This is a genomic window from Halomonas alkalisoli, from assembly GCF_021412585.1.
GTDB lineage: Bacteria > Pseudomonadota > Gammaproteobacteria > Pseudomonadales > Halomonadaceae > Halomonas > Halomonas alkalisoli.
In genome coordinates this window covers 31,505-48,209 of sequence record NZ_JAKCMI010000012.1, presented here as the reverse complement: position 1 = coordinate 48,209, position 16,705 = coordinate 31,505, and the positions used below count along the sequence as shown (strand labels likewise).

The 16,705-nt window shown below is 65.2% G+C and carries 14 protein-coding genes; 10 read left to right on the top strand and 4 right to left on the bottom strand.

Annotated features, from left to right (window positions below):
• Nucleotides 1–209: 209 nt before the first annotated feature.
• Nucleotides 210–1,193, bottom strand: coding sequence for a TRAP transporter substrate-binding protein (locus LY622_RS02250; protein ID WP_234289405.1), 984 nt, complete (start codon nucleotides 1,191–1,193; stop codon nucleotides 210–212).
• A 261-nt stretch (nucleotides 1,194–1,454) separates the two neighbouring features.
• Between LY622_RS02250 and LY622_RS02245 the strand changes: the two genes are divergently transcribed.
• Nucleotides 1,455–2,225 carry an SDR family NAD(P)-dependent oxidoreductase gene (locus LY622_RS02245; protein WP_234289404.1) on the top strand — a complete coding sequence of 257 codons (771 nt, stop codon included), beginning with the start codon at nucleotides 1,455–1,457 and terminating at the stop codon, nucleotides 2,223–2,225.
• Nucleotides 2,226–2,231: 6 nt separating this feature from the next.
• On the opposite strand, the gene LY622_RS02240 is transcribed toward LY622_RS02245, so the two are convergent.
• Nucleotides 2,232–3,122, bottom strand: coding sequence for a LysR family transcriptional regulator (locus tag LY622_RS02240; RefSeq protein ID WP_234289403.1), 891 nt, complete (start codon nucleotides 3,120–3,122; stop codon nucleotides 2,232–2,234).
• A 150-nt stretch (nucleotides 3,123–3,272) separates the two neighbouring features.
• Between LY622_RS02240 and LY622_RS02235 the strand changes: the two genes are divergently transcribed.
• Both LY622_RS02235 and LY622_RS02230 read left to right on the top strand, forming a co-directional pair.
• Complete coding sequence (locus tag LY622_RS02235; RefSeq protein ID WP_234289402.1) at nucleotides 3,273–4,478, top strand: CaiB/BaiF CoA transferase family protein; 1,206 nt, start codon at nucleotides 3,273–3,275, stop codon at nucleotides 4,476–4,478.
• 19 nt (nucleotides 4,479–4,497) lie between these two features.
• On the top strand, nucleotides 4,498–5,433 hold the full coding sequence (locus LY622_RS02230) for a hydroxymethylglutaryl-CoA lyase (protein ID WP_234282568.1): 936 nt from the start codon (nucleotides 4,498–4,500) through the stop codon (nucleotides 5,431–5,433).
• Here LY622_RS02230 and LY622_RS02225 read toward each other — a convergent pair.
• Nucleotides 5,430–6,116: a GntR family transcriptional regulator gene (locus tag LY622_RS02225; protein WP_234289401.1), complete on the bottom strand. Its 687-nt coding sequence runs from the start codon at nucleotides 6,114–6,116 to the stop codon at nucleotides 5,430–5,432. The two genes, LY622_RS02230 and LY622_RS02225, sit on opposite strands and share 4 nt — an antisense overlap.
• A 183-nt stretch (nucleotides 6,117–6,299) precedes the next feature.
• Here LY622_RS02225 and LY622_RS02220 point away from each other — a divergent pair, with 183 nt between their 5' ends.
• The 7 genes from LY622_RS02220 to LY622_RS02190 all read left to right on the top strand — a co-directional run bounded on the left by LY622_RS02220 (nucleotide 6,300) and on the right by LY622_RS02190 (nucleotide 15,089).
• Nucleotides 6,300–7,853, top strand: a complete 1,554-nt coding sequence (locus LY622_RS02220) for an ABC transporter substrate-binding protein (RefSeq protein WP_234289667.1) — start codon at nucleotides 6,300–6,302, stop codon at nucleotides 7,851–7,853.
• Between the two features lie 142 nt (nucleotides 7,854–7,995).
• Nucleotides 7,996–8,973 (top strand): ABC transporter permease, encoded by a 978-nt coding sequence (locus LY622_RS02215; protein ID WP_234282565.1) that lies wholly within the window; start codon nucleotides 7,996–7,998, stop codon nucleotides 8,971–8,973.
• The gene (locus LY622_RS02210; RefSeq protein ID WP_234282563.1) at nucleotides 8,970–9,803 is read left to right on the top strand and encodes an ABC transporter permease; all 834 of its coding nucleotides are present in this window, start codon (nucleotides 8,970–8,972) and stop codon (nucleotides 9,801–9,803) included. Before LY622_RS02215 ends, LY622_RS02210 begins: the two co-directional genes overlap by 4 nt.
• A 178-nt stretch (nucleotides 9,804–9,981) precedes the next feature.
• Nucleotides 9,982–11,598, top strand: coding sequence for an ABC transporter ATP-binding protein (locus LY622_RS02205; RefSeq protein ID WP_234289400.1), 1,617 nt, complete (start codon nucleotides 9,982–9,984; stop codon nucleotides 11,596–11,598).
• 17 nt (nucleotides 11,599–11,615) lie between these two features.
• Entirely contained in the window at nucleotides 11,616–13,007 is a 1,392-nt protein-coding gene (locus tag LY622_RS02200; protein WP_234289399.1) for an FAD-binding oxidoreductase, read from the top strand.
• 5 nt (nucleotides 13,008–13,012) lie between these two features.
• Nucleotides 13,013–13,933, top strand: coding sequence for a DMT family transporter (locus tag LY622_RS02195; RefSeq protein WP_234289398.1), 921 nt, complete (start codon nucleotides 13,013–13,015; stop codon nucleotides 13,931–13,933).
• 43 nt (nucleotides 13,934–13,976) lie between these two features.
• On the top strand, nucleotides 13,977–15,089 hold the full coding sequence (locus tag LY622_RS02190) for a pyridoxal phosphate-dependent aminotransferase (protein ID WP_234289397.1): 1,113 nt from the start codon (nucleotides 13,977–13,979) through the stop codon (nucleotides 15,087–15,089).
• Here LY622_RS02190 and LY622_RS02185 read toward each other — a convergent pair.
• Nucleotides 15,086–16,510 carry a sigma-54 interaction domain-containing protein gene (locus LY622_RS02185; RefSeq protein ID WP_234289396.1) on the bottom strand — a complete coding sequence of 475 codons (1,425 nt, stop codon included), beginning with the start codon at nucleotides 16,508–16,510 and terminating at the stop codon, nucleotides 15,086–15,088. The genes LY622_RS02190 and LY622_RS02185 overlap by 4 nt on opposite strands.
• Between the last annotated feature and the right edge of the window lie 195 nt (nucleotides 16,511–16,705).

The following is a 16,705-nucleotide window of genomic DNA, read 5'->3' as shown; positions in this document are numbered from 1 at the left end:
GCAGGAAACGCCAGCGGCGTCCCGTAGGGCGCCGCTGGCAGGATCGGTCAGTGACGGGAACGATCAGGGAAACACAGTACAAATGCCTACACGAGCGAATCGCTGCGTTGCGCGGTGCTCGGAATCCTCACATATACCCCATATGCTCCGGTTCCTGTGCTCCGGGCGCCTTGTGCTTCATCTCGCTCGGCAATTTGTTCAGCGATTCCCTAGTCGTCGCCGGCACCACCCAGGGCATCGTCCATCACCCCTTCGGCCATCTCGGAGAGGATGCGCTCGATGGCCGGCAGGCCAGCCTGACGGAACGGCTCGACATCGGGTTCGATGATGGTCATGCCGTTGGCTTGAAGCTGCTCGAGATAGTACTCGTCGAGCTCACGCTCCACCTCGGTGCCGTGCTGGCGAGCGACATGGATGGCCTCGGCGATCACGTCCTGGTCCTCGGCATCCAGGCCCTCCCACCATTGCTTGCTGGCCACCCAGTTCCACGGGAACATCACATGGCTGGTCATGATGATATGGTCCTGCACTTCCCACAGGCGGCGCGTATAGGGCGAAGAGAGCGAGTTCTCGTGACCGTCGACCTGGCCGGTCTGCATGGCGAGATAGATCTCGGGAGCCGGCACGTTGACCACCTGGGCACCGATCTCCTCCCAGACCTCGAGCCACACCGGCAGCGACGGCAGGCGCAGCCGGAAGCCGGAAAGATCGTCGGGGCTGTGAATGGCCTTGTTGGCGGTCATCTGCCGCGGGCCGCGGTGCTGGGTGCCGAAATACTTGATGCCGCCCTTCTCCTCGGCAATCTCGACCAGCCGCTGGCCGGAAGGGCTCTCCATGTAGGCGTCGACCTCGTCCCAGGTCGAGAACACGAAGGGAACGGTGATGGCGTCATACTCGGGGGCATACTGCTGACGCCAGTTGCCGCCGGTAATGGAAATCTGGGTCTGCCCCAGGTTGAGAAGCTCGAGGACGGAATTCTCGCCGCCCAGGGAGCCGGCCAGGAACGGGCGAACGTTGAAGCGCCCCGGGGCCTGTTCTTCCAGGTATTCGGCGAAACGTTCGACGGCGGCGCTTTCCGAGCCGCCCTCGCTCATGGTGTTGTTGACCTGAATCTCGATGGTGCTGGCGGCGGCAAAGGGGGCGGCACTGAGCATTCCCAGAGCGACCAACGAGCCTAGCAGTGACTTTCGCATCGTGCTCTCCTGACAATTATCGTTATTGAGGGCTTATCGTCGTGGTTTGATCTTGAAACAACCACGGGGCTGGCTCAAATCGGCTTTGATGAAGGCAGGCTTCGCCAATCGCGATGGCTGCTCAATGCCACACCATGCCACAGCCAGCGCCTCCAGGCCTTGAACACACGACCAAAGGCTAATACCAGAAGGGCCTTCATCGGCTGCCAATGGCGTGAGGAAGCCTCTCGATTGTCCATTACGCCATACGGAGCATTCATCATGCACGAAGCCACTTCCATTGCCTTCATCACCGGCGCGACCTCGGGAATCGGCCAGGCCTGTGCACACCGCTTCGCCGCTGCCGGATGGGGGCTGGTACTGACCGGACGGCGCGAATCACGCCTGGAGGCGCTACGCCAGGCGCTCGGCGACACGGTGCCGGTGCATGTCGCCCCACTGGACGTCACCGATCATCGGGCGATAGTAAAAGTGGTGAGCGACCTTCCGCCCCCTTTCGACAACATCCGCCTGTTGCTCAACAACGCCGGCGTGGCGCTGGGCAAGGGTCCGGCCCAGGAGGCCAGCCTGGAAGACTGGCACGCCATGATCGATACCAATATCAAAGGCCTGGTCAGCGTGACCCGGCTGCTTCTACCCCGGCTGATCGCCCACGGCGAAGGCGGCACCGTGATCAACATCGGCTCCATTGCCGGCCACACGCCCTACCCCGGCGGCCACGTCTACGGCGCCTCGAAGGCCTTCGTCGAGCAGTTCAGCTACAACCTGCGCTGCGACCTGAGCGGTACCGGGGTGCGCGTCACCGACCTGGCTCCCGGCATGACCGAGAGCGAATTCACGCTGGTGCGCATGAAGGGCGATCAGGACAAGGTCAAAGACTATTATAGTGGAACCCGTTCGCTCCAGCCGTCCGACGTGGCCGAACAGGCGTTGCATGTCGCCGAACTCCCCGCCCACGTCAACATCACGCGGCTCGAGGTCACCCCGCTGTGCCAGCAGTGGTCGCCCTTTACCATCGTGCGCGACAGCTGAGCCGGCTCAGGCCGGGGCCGTGAGATGATCCACCAGGTGTCGCGCGATAACCGGCAGGGCATCGTACTGCCGGACGCCGATCACCAGCTCACGCCTGGCCCAGTCATCGCTCAGGGGGATGCTGCTCAGCTGCAGATCCCCCAGCTCGCGATAGATGGTCCGCTCCGGCAGCACGCCGACCCCCATGCCATGATGGATCATGCGGCAGATGGCATCGAAGCTGCGCACCTGGATGCGCATGCGCAGCGTCTTTCCCGCACGCACCGCCTGCTCATGCAGCAGGGACTGCAGGGAAGTGTCCTGCTGAAGGCCGATGAAATCGTGATCGGTGGCCTCGTGAAGATAGATGGACGACCGATCCGCCAGCGGATGATCGCGTGGCGTCATCAGGACCAGCCGGTCGCTGCGATAGGGCAGCAGTTGGAGGGTGTCGCAGGCAACATGCCCGGCGAAGATGCCCACGTCGGTCAGGCCATCACGAACGGCGGCGATCACCTCCGAGCTGATACGCTCCTGAAGGTCGATCTTGATCTCGGGGTAGAGCCGGGAGAAGGCGCTCAGGTCCTGGGGCAGAAAGGCAATGATGGCCGAGGTGTTGGAATGGATACGTACGTGCCCCCTCACGCCCTCGCCATATTCGCTCAACTCTGCCTGAAGGCGCTCAATGTCCTCAAGAATGCGGCGTGCGTGATGCAGGAAGGCATGCCCTGCCGGGGTCAGCTCCACGCCTCGAGGCCGGCGATACAGCAGCGAGGTGCCGACCAGCGACTCGAGATCGCTGATGCGCTTGCTGACTGCCGCCAGCGCCATGTGCTCCCGCTCCGCCGCTGCGGTCAGCCGGCCTTCATCGGCAATCGACACGAAGAGCTTGAGCGTCATGAAATCAAAGCGTCGCACGGCTTGGTATCCTCCGGGCCGGTTACGGGGCAACCCGTGGATCTTACGCCATGTCTTCGCCATGGACGAACCCTGACTTCCCCTTTGCTGAATTGTTGCCACCCTTCAGGTCCCGCATCCTGAAGGGCATCTGTGCAAGGAGTGCTTACCATGACGAACCCGCAAGACCGTCGCCTGCCGCTCGAAGGCTTGAAGGTTCTGGAACTCGGCCAGCTGATAGCCGGCCCCTTTGCCACCAAGCTGCTCGGCGAGTTCGGTGCCGACGTGATCAAGATCGAGCCGCCGGGAACCGGCGATCCACTTCGCAAATGGCGAATGATAGAGGATGACACCTCGCTCTGGTGGCACGTCCAGACACGCAACAAGCGCTCGCTCTCGCTGGACCTGCGCAGCCAGGAAGGCCAGGCCCTGGTGCGCCGTCTCGCCGTCGAAGCCGACGTGCTGGTGGAAAACTTTCGCCCCGGGACCCTGGAGGGCTGGGGGCTAGGCTGGGAGGCGCTCTCGGCCATCAACCCGGGATTGATCATGGTGCGCGTCTCCGGCTATGGCCAGACCGGCCCCTACCGGGACAAGCCCGGCTTCGGCGTGATCGGCGAAGCCATGGGCGGGCTGCGCTACCTCACCGGCCACCCCGGCGAGCCCTCGGTTCGGGTGGGCGTCAGCATCGGCGACTCGCTCTCCGCCCTCTATGCCGTTATCGGCACCCTGCTTGCGCTACAGGAGCGCGCCCGCAGCGGGCAGGGCCAGGTCATCGACGTCGCGCTCTACGAATCGGTCTTCGCCATGATGGAGAGCCTGCTGCCGGAATATGACGCCAGCGGCGAGATCCGCGAGCCCAGCGGCAGCGCCCTGCCCGGCATCACCCCGTCAAACGCCTACCGCTGCCGAGGGGGCGACTATGTGCTCATCGCCGGCAACGGCGACAGCATCTTCAAGCGCCTGATGGGGGTGATCGGCCGGGACGACCTGGCCCAGGAGCCGGCTCTCGCCCATAACGACGGACGCAGCCGGCAGGCCGAACGCATCGACGGCGCGATCGAAGCCTGGACTCAGGCTCGCGCGCGCGACGAGATCATCGAAAAGCTCGAAGCCGCCCGAGTCCCCGTCGGCTACCCCTATACCGCCGCCGATATCGCCAGGGATCCTCACTACCTGGCCCGGGAGATGATCCAGACCTTCGTCCGACCCAATGGCAAACCGCTCAAGGTGCCCGGTGTCCTCCCCAGGCTGAGCGCCACTCCCGGAAGGCTCGGAAACGGCGGCCCGTCGCTCGGACAGCATACCGACGAGGTGCTGGACGAGCTCGGTATCGATGACGAGACCCGGGCCAAGCTGCGCCAGGCAGGCATCATCTGAAGAATCCCAGGAGAGCCCCATGACACGCTTGCAGATCAACGAGGTGGCACCCCGCGACGGCCTGCAGATCGAAGCCGCCTTCGTCCCCACGGCAGACAAGATCCGCCTGATCGACGCCCTGTCGGCCACGGGTCTGGCACGTATCGAGGCGACTTCGTTTACCTCACCGAAGGCCATTCCCCAACTGCGGGACGCCGAAGAGGTCGTGCGCGGCATCCGGCGCCGGGAAGCGGTAGGTATTACCGTACTGGTCCCCAACCTGCGCGGCTGCGAACGAGCACTCTCCTGCGGCGTGGATGAGATCAACCTGGTGATGTCGTCGAGCGACTCCCACGGCCTGGCCAATCTTCGCATGACGCCGGCCCAGTCGCTGGAGCGCTTCGCCGCCATTCTCGAAGTGACGGCCGGAAGCGGCGTGTTCGTCAACGCCTCCCTCTCCACCGCCTTCGGCTGCCCCTTCGAGGGTGAAGTGCCGCCTGCACGCGTGCGGGAGCTGGTCGGGGAACTGATCGATATCGGCGTCGACGGCATCACACTCTGCGACACCACCGGCATGGCCAATCCGGCGCAGGTCGGCAGGCTGTGCGAAGACGTGCTGGCGCGCTGGCCGGACACGCCCTTCACTCTGCACTTTCACAATACCCGGGGCATGGGGCTGGCCAACGCCCTCGCCGCCTGGCAGGCGGGAGTCACCCGCTTCGATGCTTCGCTGGGTGGTCTGGGTGGCTGTCCCTACGCCCCCGGCGCCACCGGCAACGTCTGCACCGAGGACCTGGTGCACATGTTCGAGCAGATGGGCGTCGATACCGGCGTCGACCTGGATGCGCTGCTGGCCGTCTCGGCCACCCTACCCGCCCTGGTCGGCCATGAGACGCCCGGGCAGGTGGTCAAGGCGGGCAAGGCGGATCGCCGCTACCCCATGCCCCGAATCACTAGGCCGACGCCGAACCCCTAGGCCACGGTCTCGCCGATTCCCTGGACGACATAGTCCCGCGCCACGCCGATGTGGTAGTCGATGGCCTCGCGGCAGCGGCCGGGCTCCCCGCTGGCCAGGGCGTCGAGCAGCAGCCAGTGGGAGGTCGAGATGCTGTCGGGATCGGCATGGGTCTTGCCGATCAGCGCAATACAGAGCCGCAGTTCGTGGGTAATGTCGTCGAAGGCCTTGAGCAGGCGTCGGTTGCCGGCAAAGGCGATCACCATGCGATGGAAGACCAGATCCTCCTCGATCTTGCGGCTCTCGTTGTCGCCGGCGGCCACCTCGCACATCACCTCGACCTGGCGGCGCAGCGCGCCCTCCTTGTCCGCATCGAAATCACCCACCAGGCGCGCCATGGCGTGTCGCTCCAGGCACAGCCGCAGGTCGAAGATGTCGTTGAGTTCGGCGGCGTCCAGCGCGCGGACGAAGAAACCGCGACGGGGCTGTGACACCAGCAGGCCACGGCTTTCCAGCAAGCGTGCCGCCTCGCGTACGGGGGCGCGACTGACGCCCAGGTCGCGGGCCAGTTGCACCTCCGACAGGCGTTCACCTGGCGCAAATTTCTGGCTGATGATCGCCTGGGTCAGGTAGTCCGCCACCTGCTCCACCAGGTTGCGCTGCTGAATGACCGTGGAATCACCAATGGCGTTGGATGACGACATGCTGACTAGGCTCTTGAAGGGGGATTGAGCCTAGAGTATGACGCAACCTCGCAATCTGTCGACTGTCGACAGTTTGGCGAACCGCTGCTATGGTCAAAAGGATTGCTCGAAAACGTCATCAATCACTCCGTATCGATACAACAAGACAGCAACGACAAAACAAGAAGGAAAGCGATAATGATGATGAAGACACCGTTGGCCAGCGCCATCGCCGCCTTGGCCTTGACGTCCACGTTCGCCATCGCCGAGGAGCCCCGGTCCGGCGGCACCATCAACACCATCATCCAACCCGAACCGCCGGGCCTGGTGCTGGGCATGGTGCAGAACGCGCCGACCCGCGTGGTGGCCGGCAACATCTACGAGGGCCTGCTGCGCTACAGCACCGACCTCGAGCCGATGCCGCAACTGGCCGAATCCTGGGACGTCAGCGACGATGGCCTGACCTGGACATTCCATCTACGCGAAGGCGTACTCTGGCACGACGGCGAGCCGTTCACCTCCGCCGACGTGGTCTTCTCCGCCGATGTCTTCCACCGCGAGCTGAACCCCAGCGCCCGCGCCGTCCTGCAGCACGTCGAGAGCATCGAGGCGACCGACGACCATACGGTGGTCTTCACCCTCTCCGCCCCCTTCGGCCCCTTCCTGCTCTCCTTCGAGGCCGGCACCTTCACCATGGTGCCCAAGCATCTCTATGAGGGCACCGAGTTCCGCGACAACGAGCACAACAACCACCCCATCGGCACCGGTGCCTTCAAGTTCGAGAACTGGGATCGCGGCACCGTCATCCAACTGGTCCGCAACGACGACTACTACGAGGACGACCTGCCCTACCTGGACGGCATCAACTGGCACATCATTCCCGATGGCGCCTCCCGTGCCGTGGCCTACGAGAACGGCACCGTCGACGTCCTGCCCAACGGCACGGTGGAGAACTTCGACATTCCGCGCCTGGCCGCCATGGACAACACCTGCATCACCGACGAGGGCCACGAATACTTCAGCCCCTTCGCCATGCTGTGGATGAACAATCGCGAGGGGCCCACCGCCGACAAGCGCTTCCGCCAGGCGGTGATGTACGCCATGGATCGCGACTTCGCCCACAGCGTACTGTGGAACGAGCTGGGCCAGGTGCCTCTCTCGGCGTTCGGCTCCAACGCCCGCTTCCAGCACGACGGCCTGGAACCCTACGACCACAACCCCGAGCGGGCCCGTGAGCTGCTCGACGAGATGGGCTATGACGGCGAGGAAGTGCGCCTGCTGCCGCTGCCCTACGGCGAGACCTGGACCCGCTGGGCCGAGGCCGTGCAGCAGAACCTTCGCGAAGTCGGCGTCAACGTACGCACCCAGTCCACCGATGTGGGCGGCTGGAACCAGCGCCTCTCGGAGTGGGACTACGACATGGCCTTCACCTTCCTCTATCAGTACGGGGACCCGGCACTGGGCATCACGCGCTCCTACCTTTCGGACAACATCGAGAGGGGCTCGCCCTGGAACAACGTCGGGGGCTACGAGAACGAGCGGGTCGACGAACTGTTCAACGAGGCCGCCACCGCCTTCCCCGATGAAGAGCGTGAAGCGCTTTACCACGAAGCCCAGGAAATCCTCCATGAGGATGTTCCAGTCGGCTGGCTGATGGAGCTCGGCTTCCCGACCATCTACCGCTGCGACGTGAAGAACCTGGTCACTTCCGGCGTCGGGGTCAACGACGGCTTCAAGGATGCCTGGCTAGACCGCTAGGCCGCTAGACCAACGCAGCGTGACGGGGGCGGCCAGGCCGCCCCCGCTGTTCCCGGTAAGCACTGATCGAAAGCACTGATCGATGGGCGGTGTCCGAGCGCGACATGGATCCGGGCTTTCATCCGATTGTTGAGGCTCCCGCATGCTCTATGCACGCTTGATCCTGATGCGGCTGCTCAAGGCCGTCGTCGTCCTGTTCATGATCGTCATCTTCAATTTCTTCCTGATCCAGATGGCACCCGGCGATCCCGCCGCCATCCTGGCCGGCGAAGCCGGTGCCACCGATCAGGAGTTCCTGCGCCAGCTGCGGGAGCGCTTCGGCCTCGACCAGCCACTCTATGTACAGCTATGGCGCTATGTCTCCGGCATCGCCATGCTAGATTTCGGCTACTCCTATCGCCAGCAGATGCCGGTTCTCGACCTGATCCTGGCCCGCCTGCCCGCCACCCTGCTGCTCACCGGCACCGCATTCGTACTGTCGCTGGCACTCGGCATACTGGCCGGCTCCATGGCGGCGGCCCGGGTCAAGAAGCCTTCCGGCTCCATCATCATGGCGCTGGCACTGATCTTCTACGCCACCCCGCTGTTCTGGGTCGCACTGATGGCAGTGGTGCTGTTCTCGGTCTATCTCGACTGGCTGCCTGCCTACGGCATGTACACCGTGGGCGCCGGACTCGATGGTTTCGCCCTGGTACTCGACGTGGCCAAGCACCTGGTGCTGCCCGCCACCACTCTGGCGCTCTTCTTCATGGCCATCTATACCCGCATGACCCGGGCGTCCATGCTCGAGGCCAGCCAACAGGACTACGTCAAGACCGCTCGTGCCAAGGGCCTCAGCCCCAGGGTCATCCAACGACGCCATATCCTGCGCAACGCCCTGCTGCCGATCATCACCCTGGCCGGCCTGCAGGCGGGCCAGATGGTGGGTGGCGCCATCCTCACCGAGACCGTGTTCGCCTGGCCCGGTATCGGCCGCCTGATGTACGAGGCCCTGATGCAGCGGGACTACAACTTGCTGCTGGGCATCTTCTTCTTCTCGGCCGCCCTGGTCATCGTCTTCAACATCATCACCGACCTGGTCTATCGCCTGGCGGATCCGCGTATCAAGGAGGGCTCATGAGCTTCTTCGCCCGTTTCGCCCAGAACCGGGGTGCCCTGATCGGCCTGATCATCCTGATGACGATCATCCTGATGGCCCTGTTCGCCCCCTTCCTCTATCCCGACTCCCCCTGGCGCATGGTCCAGCGCCCCTTCCTGGCACCCATGGAGGTGGATGGCTTTCTGCTGGGCACCGATACCATGGGCCGCGACGTCGCCGCCGGCATCATGCATGGCGCCTGGGTATCGCTGCTGATCGGGCTGGTCTCGACCGCCGTGGCGCTCATCATCGGCGTGCCGCTGGGTGCCATCGCCGGCTACTACGGCGGCCTGATCGACGATGGCCTGATGCGCTTCACCGAGTTCTTCCAGACCATTCCCAACTTCGCCCTGGCCATTGTGCTGGTGGCGATCATGCAGCCCAGCGTGACCTCCATCGTGCTCGCCATCGCCATCGTCAGCTGGCCACCGGTGGCCCGCCTGGTACGGGCCGAGTTCATGTCGCTGCGCCACCGCGAATACGTGGAAGCGGCCCGTCTCGTCGGCCAGACCAACCGCACCATCATCCTGCGCCAGATCCTGCCCAACACCCTGTCGCCGATCATCGTGCTCGCCTCCCTGATGGTGGCCACCGCCATCCTGCTCGAGTCGGCACTCTCCTTCCTGGGGCTCGGCGATCCCAACGTGATGTCCTGGGGCTACATGATCGGCGCCGCCCGCACCGTGATTCGCCAGGCCTGGTGGCTGAGCTTCTTCCCCGGTCTGGCCATCCTGCTGACGGTACTGGCACTCAACCTGGTGGGTGAGGGTCTCGATGACGCCCTGAACCCGAAACTTTCCCGCGAACGCTGATAAGCGCCGTATCAGTCATCAAGGGAAGCACTGAACAAATTGCCGAGCGAGATGAAGCGCAAGGCGCACGGAGCACAGGAACCGGAGCATATGGGGTATATGTGAGGATTCCGAGCACCGCGCAACGTAGCGATTCGCTCGTGCAGGCATTTGTGCAGTGTTTCACAAGGAGAATCCCATGAGTGAACCCGTACTCAGCATTCGCGGCCTGACCATCGCCCTGCCCAAGGGCGCCGACCGTGCCTACGCTGTGGAGGACGTCAGCTACGACGTGGAACGCGGCGAGATCATGTGCGTGGTGGGTGAGTCCGGCTCGGGCAAGTCCATGGCGGCCAACGCCCTGATGGGCCTGCTGCCCAAGGGCGTGCGCCCCACCGCCGGCGAAGTGATCTTCGATGGCCAGGACCTGTTGACGCTCACCGAGAAGCAGCATCGCAAGCTGCGCGGCCTGCACATTGGCATGATCTTCCAGGAGCCCATGACCGCCCTGAACCCCTTGATGCGGGTCGGTGCCCAGATCGCCGAGGTCTTCGAGGCCCACGGCAAGTACAACGGCAAGGAGCGCCAGGCCCATGCGCTGGCACTGCTTGAGGAGGTAGGCATTCCCCAGCCCGACAAGGCCATTCGGGCGTACCCCTTCCAGCTCTCCGGTGGCCAGCGCCAGCGGGTGATGATCGCCATGGCGCTGGCCCTGGAGCCGAAACTCCTGATCGCCGACGAACCCACCACGGCCCTCGACGTGACGACCCAGGCGCAGATCCTGGAACTGATCCGGGACCTGCAGAAACGTCGAGGCATGTCGGTGATGTTCATCACCCACGACTTCGGCGTGGTGGCCGAGGTCGCCAATCGGGTCTGCGTCATGCGCTACGGCCAGATCGTCGAGCTCGGTTCGGCCGAGGAGGTCCTGGAAAACCCGCAGCACGAGTACACGCGGGCCTTGATCGAGGCGATACCCAGCAACATCATTCCCGAAGCCCGCGGCGGCGAGCGGCCCGCCCCCCTGCTGGAAGTGAAGGGGCTGAACAAGGTCTTCCGTTCCAAGGGCGGCCTGTTCAAGGCGGCGCGGGAGGTCCGCGCCCTGGATGACGTCTCTTTTAGCCTCGCGCCCGGCGAGACCGTCGGCATCGTCGGGGAGTCCGGCTCCGGCAAGTCGACCCTGGGCCGCTGCGTGGTACGCCTCGAACGCCCCGACAGCGGTACGCTCTCGCTGGCCGGCACCGACTTCACCACCCTGACCGGCGAAGAGCTGCGCCGCCAGCGCTGGCGCGTACAGATGATCTTCCAGGACCCCTATGCCTCGCTCAACCCACGCACCCGCGTCGGCTATGCCATCGCCCAGGGTCCCATGGCCAACGGCGTGACCCGGGAACAGGCCATGAAACAGGCCGGGGAGCTGCTGGACCTGGTGGGGCTAGGCGCCGTCGCCGTGGACCGCTTCCCCCACGAGTTCTCCGGCGGCCAGCGCCAGCGCATCGGCATCGCCCGGGCGCTGGCCCTGAACCCCGAGTTGATCGTCGCCGACGAGGCGGTATCGGCGCTGGATGTCTCGATCCAGGCCCAGATCCTGGAGCTGCTGGAGGACCTCAAGCAGAAGCTGTCGCTGTCACTGCTCTTCATCACCCACGACCTGAGGGTGGCGGCCCAGATCTGCGATTACATCATCGTCATGCAGCATGGTCGCATCGTCGAGCAGGGCACTGCAGAAGCGGTATTCCTCTCGCCCCAGGAGGCCTATACCCGCGAGCTGCTCGAGGCCATTCCCGGCCGCGACCATGAGCTGGAAAGCGCGTGAATCAACAAGGATACCCAATGAAAGCCCTGCTCAAGGAGATCGAAGCCCTGGTCGGTCCCGGTAACGTGCTGACCGGAGCCGACGTCGCCCAGCGGCGGGTCGACTGGATGACCGGTGCACCCTGCCAGGCAGGAGCGATCGTGCGCCCCGCCGATACTCGCGAACTCTCCGGCGTCATGCGCCTGTGCCACGATGCCAGCCAGCCGGTGGTGACCCATGGCGGCCTGACCGGACTGGTGCATGGAGGAGAAGTCTCCCCCGACGAAGTCGCCATCTCGCTGGAACGGATGACCGCCATCGAGGCCATCGACCCGGTGGGCGGCACCATGACCGTACAGGCCGGCGTACCGCTCCAGCGGGTACAGGAGCTGGCCGACGATCACGATCTCCAGTTCCCGCTGGACCTGGGAGCGCGTGGCTCCTGCACCATCGGCGGCAATATCGCCACCAATGCCGGCGGCGTGCGGGTCATTCGCTACGGCATGATGCGCCAACAGGTGCTGGGGCTGGAAGCCGTGCTGGCCGACGGCACCGTGGTAAGCTCCATGAACCACATGCTCAAGAACAACGCCGGCTACGACCTCAAGCAGCTGTTTATCGGTAGCGAAGGCACCCTCGGCATCGTGACCCGGGCGGTGCTCCGCCTTCAGCCGAAGATGAGCAGCGAACAGACCGCGCTGGTGGCCTGCCCCTCCTTCCAGGCACTCACCGGCCTGCTACAGCACATGGGCCACACCCTGGGGGGCAGTCTCGGTACCTTCGAGGTCATGTGGCGCAACCACTACGCCCTGCTCACCGTGGAGAGCGGCCGGCATACGCCGCCGCTGCCTACCGACTCCCCGTTCTATGTGATCGTCGAATCCCTCGGCGTCGACGACGAGGCCAACGCCGCCAGCTTCGGCCAGGCGCTGGAGTCCGCTTTCGAGGCCGGCCTGATCGTCGACGCCGTGCTGGCCCAGTCCGACAGCCAGCGTCGCGGCATCTGGGATATCCGCGAGGACATCGAGGGGCTGATCCTTAGCCTGGCGCCACTGTTCACCTTCGACGTCAGCCTGCCCATCCCCGAGATGGAGGCCTACACGGTTCGGCTGGAAGCCGACCTGCGCCGGGACTGGCCCCAGGGACGCATGGTGGTGTTCGGCCACCTGGGCGATGGCAATCTGCACGTCTCGATCAGCGTCGGGAGCGACGCGCCAGACACGCGTCGGGCGGTGGAGCGACTGGTCTACACCCCGCTGGCCGAACTGGGTGGTTCGATTTCCGCCGAGCATGGCGTGGGCCTGGAGAAACGCGACTACCTGGCGCTATCGCGCACTCCCGAGGAGATCGCCTTGATGCGCACCCTGAAGCAGGCGCTGGACCCTCGCAACCTGCTCAATCGCCACAAGGTGCTGGCCCCGGAGGCCTAGGCGCCATGTCGGCTCCCGCCTCGCCCGCCCTGCTGCAACGCAGCGGCATCTCCACGGCGCTGCTCATCGTCGCCATCGGCCTGTTCTGGGGGGGCAACTGGCCCGCGGTACGCTTCAGCCTGATGGATATCCCCCCGTTCAGCCTCAGGGCCATTGGCTTTACCGCCGGTGCCGTAATGCTGCTCGGCTGGGCCTGGGCAAGAAAACTGCCGCTGGCCATCGATGCCGACGAGTGGCCCTGGCTGGCGGTTGCCGGCGTGTTCACCATCCTCGGTTTCAACGTCGGTACCGCCTTCGGCCAGCTGCACATGCCCACCTCCCAGGCCGCCATCATCGCCTTCACCATGCCCTGCTGGGCGCTACTGATGGCGATTGGCCTGCTCGGCGAGCGGGTCACCCTGCGACAGTGGCTCGGCCTGGGGCTTGGCCAGGCCGGCCTGCTGTTACTGCTGGGGCCGGCCGCCTGGCAGGCCGGCTTCGATGGGCTCGTCGGTCCCCTGTTCGTGCTCTGCGCCGCCCTGTCGTGGGCCTTGGGCACCGTACTGATCAAGCGCCGCGGCGGCTGGCAGGGGCACCCGGTCGTCATCACCGGCTGGCAGTTCGCCATCTGTGCGGTACCGATGCTGGTGCTGTCGGCGGGGATGGAATCGCCACCGCCACCCACCGAATGGCGGGCCACCACCTGGCTGGGGCTGGGGTATCATCTGCTCTTTGCCATCTGCCTGGCCCAGATGCTGTGGTTTCGCAACGTCAACCGGCTGTCCATCGGCCAGTCCACCATCAGCACCCTGATCATCCCGGTGGTCGGGGTGGGCAGCGCCGTCTTGCTGCTGGGCGAGCCCTTCACCCTGCAGATCGCAGTGGCGCTGGTCCTGACCCTGTCAGCCGTGGCGATCGTCATGACACAGCGAAAGGCAACGGCATGACGCCAGACCGCATCCTTCATTCATCATCCAACGGGAGACCCGCATGCCCCGCTTCCCCGACCACCTGACCCGCTCCGGCCCCAGCAACCCCTTCCCCGGCATCAAGGTGCTGGAGCGACGCATCGGCCGCGAGATCCCTCACCGGCTGGGCTCCAACGAAGGCCTGGACATGCCCCACCGTGCCCTGCGCGAGCGCTTCGGCGATGCCATGGTCGAGCATGTCTACTGCTACGGTGATTCGGAGGCGCTGGGGGTACGGCAACGGCTCAATGCCCTGCACGGCTTCCCGCTGGAGGCGACCCTGGTGGACGCCGGCGCCGACAGCCTGATCGCACTGGCCCTGCGCACCACCGCCACAGCGGGCTCCGCGGTGGTCAGCGCCGGCGGCACCTATCCCACCTTCGGCTACTTCGCCCGGGGCCAGGGCTGCCGCCTGATCGAGATACCCTACGAGGAACGACCGGGTGTTCTCGCCCCGGACCTCGATGCTCTTCTCCACACTGCATGGAAAGAGCAGGCCCGCCTCGTCTATCTCGCCAACCCCGACAACCCCAGCGGCCACCTGCACGGCGACGACGCCATCCGCCGGCTGCGTGCCGACCTGCCCGACGACTGCTGGCTGCTGCTCGACGAGGCCTATCACGACTTTCGCGATGACGCCGACTCGGCCTTCAGCCGCGAGGTGCTGCCAGGGGTGATTCGCCTGCGCACGCTCTCCAAGGCCCATGGCCTGGCCGGCCTGCGGATCGGCTATGCCATCGCCGAGCCCGACACACTCGAGATGATGATGAAGGTGCGTATCCACTATGCGGTCTCGACCCTGACCCTGGCCGCGGCCGAGACGGTACTGGATCACAACGAGGAGGTGCGTCAGCACGTCAACGACGTCAAGGCACGCCGCCAGCGGCTCGCCGATCATTTCGCAGCCATCGGGGCCGAGGTGCTGCCCAGCGCCACCAACTTCATCGCCCTGCGCCTGCCGAGCGCCGAGCTGGGCGAACGACTCAACCGCGAGCTGCTGGAGGCCGGCCGACTCATCGCCCGCCCCGCCCACCCGGACCTGGGCCATATCCTGCGCATCACCGCGGTGGAAGACGCCCTGCAGCCGGGCCGATTCGAAATCCTGGAGCAGGCGTTGTCGGAGCTGAACCGCTAGCTGACAGCGGGGCGGATCCGCAGCCCATGGCGCTGCAGCTTGCGCACGACACTGGGCTGACTGATGCCCAGCCGCCCGGCCATGGCATAGGTACTCGGCAGCTGTTCACACAGTGCCGCCAACACCTGGCGTTCGGTCCGGGCGAGATACGCCTTCAGCGACTCGTCCTCCGCCATTGCCAGGGGGGCATGGGCAACGGCAGCGGCATCATTGGTTGCAGCATGACCCGCGGGCTGTCCCAGGGTAGGGGCTTCGATCACGTCGCCGGCGCTGGAAAGCCAGGCGCGCTCGAGCCAGTTCTCCAGCTCGCGGACGTTGCCCGGCCAATCGCTGCCCATCAGCTCCGACCAGACGCTGCCGTGCAGCAGCTTCTGGCGGCCATAGCGCTGGTTGAGGCGATCAAGGCAGGACTCCACCAGCGCCGGTATGTCCTCGCGGCGCTCCCGCAGCGGTGGCAGCGTCACGGGGATCACGTTGAGCCGGTAGTAGAGATCCAGCCGGAAGGCCCCCTCCTCGACCCGGCTCGCCAGGTCCTGGTTGGTCGCCACCACCAGTCGAAAATCGACCCGCCGCGGCCGGGTGTCCCCCAGTCGGGTGACGGTGCCATCCTGGATCACCTTGAGCAGCTTGGTCTGCATCAGCAGCGGCAGCTCGCCCAACTCATCGAGAAACAGCGTGCCACCCTCGGCCTGCTCCAGCAGGCCGGCCTTGCCCTGCCGGGCGGCGCCGCTGAAGGCCCCCGGCTGGTAGCCGAACATCTCCGACTCGAACAGGTTCTCGGGAATGGCACCGCAGTTGACCTCGATGAAGGGCCCGTCGCCGCGACGGCTCCAGCGATGCAGCTGGCGAGCGAAAGCGGTCTTGCCGACCCCGGACTCTCCCAGCATCAGCACGGTGGCATCGGATGGCGCCACGCGCTTGAGCAGCAGCGCCAGCTCACGCATCACGCTGCTGCGCACCTGCAGTGCCTCCAGCATCTCATCCAGCTCGCCATCCTGCTCCGTCGGCCCCGGCTGGCTGCGCCGAAGATGCTCGCTGAAGCGCTTCTGGAGCAGGGCATACTCATCCTGCAGCAGCTGAAGGTCGGTGAGATCCCGGGAGCGGCTGACGATACGCTCCAGCCTGCCATCGACGAACACCGGATGGGCCTCGGCGATGACCCGCCTGCCGGTCCCGGTGACCTGCATCAGCTGGGCCGGCTTGCCCGTGCGCATCACCTCCATGCTGATCGAGGGCTTCAGTACGCCGCTTGCCTCCAGCGCCTGTACCGTACTACTGGTCAGCGCTTCCCGAGACATCCCGTAGACCGCGGCGGCTCCGGGGCTGACATCGAGCACCCGGCCGCTGCCGTCAACGATGAAGAAATGGTCGTTGGCGGTCTCGACGATGGTCTGCACGACCCGCGCATCGATCTCACTCATATCGGTTCCTGGTTATTCTGAAGACAATGCAGTATTGCATCACGGATTCAATATTGCATCGAATCCCACCGCATTCGATGCGCGGATGAATCACTTGCGAACACGGAACGCCGACCGGCCGGGACGCACGCCAGCTGGCATGAAACATGCATCTCTATCACTACAAGCACCCATGCCACTCAGCGCCCTCTCAGC

Bases quoted from the DNA above. Each gene is read 5' to 3' on its own strand.
- LY622_RS02215 (WP_234282565.1), top strand. From the start codon at position 7,996: ATGCTCTATGCACGCTTGATCCTGATGCGGCTGCTCAAGGCCGTCGTC.
- LY622_RS02190 (WP_234289397.1), top strand. From the start codon at position 13,977: ATGCCCCGCTTCCCCGACCACCTGACCCGCTCCGGCCCCAGCAACCCC.
- LY622_RS02230 (WP_234282568.1), top strand. From the start codon at position 4,498: ATGACACGCTTGCAGATCAACGAGGTGGCACCCCGCGACGGCCTGCAG.
- LY622_RS02210 (WP_234282563.1), top strand. From the start codon at position 8,970: ATGAGCTTCTTCGCCCGTTTCGCCCAGAACCGGGGTGCCCTGATCGGC.
- LY622_RS02205 (WP_234289400.1), top strand. From the start codon at position 9,982: ATGAGTGAACCCGTACTCAGCATTCGCGGCCTGACCATCGCCCTGCCC.
- LY622_RS02225 (WP_234289401.1), bottom strand. From the start codon at position 6,116: ATGTCGTCATCCAACGCCATTGGTGATTCCACGGTCATTCAGCAGCGC.
- LY622_RS02200 (WP_234289399.1), top strand. From the start codon at position 11,616: ATGAAAGCCCTGCTCAAGGAGATCGAAGCCCTGGTCGGTCCCGGTAAC.
- LY622_RS02250 (WP_234289405.1), bottom strand. From the start codon at position 1,193: ATGCGAAAGTCACTGCTAGGCTCGTTGGTCGCTCTGGGAATGCTCAGT.
- LY622_RS02245 (WP_234289404.1), top strand. From the start codon at position 1,455: ATGCACGAAGCCACTTCCATTGCCTTCATCACCGGCGCGACCTCGGGA.
- LY622_RS02235 (WP_234289402.1), top strand. From the start codon at position 3,273: ATGACGAACCCGCAAGACCGTCGCCTGCCGCTCGAAGGCTTGAAGGTT.
- LY622_RS02185 (WP_234289396.1), bottom strand. From the start codon at position 16,510: ATGAGTGAGATCGATGCGCGGGTCGTGCAGACCATCGTCGAGACCGCC.
- LY622_RS02220 (WP_234289667.1), top strand. From the start codon at position 6,300: ATGAAGACACCGTTGGCCAGCGCCATCGCCGCCTTGGCCTTGACGTCC.
- LY622_RS02195 (WP_234289398.1), top strand. From the start codon at position 13,013: ATGTCGGCTCCCGCCTCGCCCGCCCTGCTGCAACGCAGCGGCATCTCC.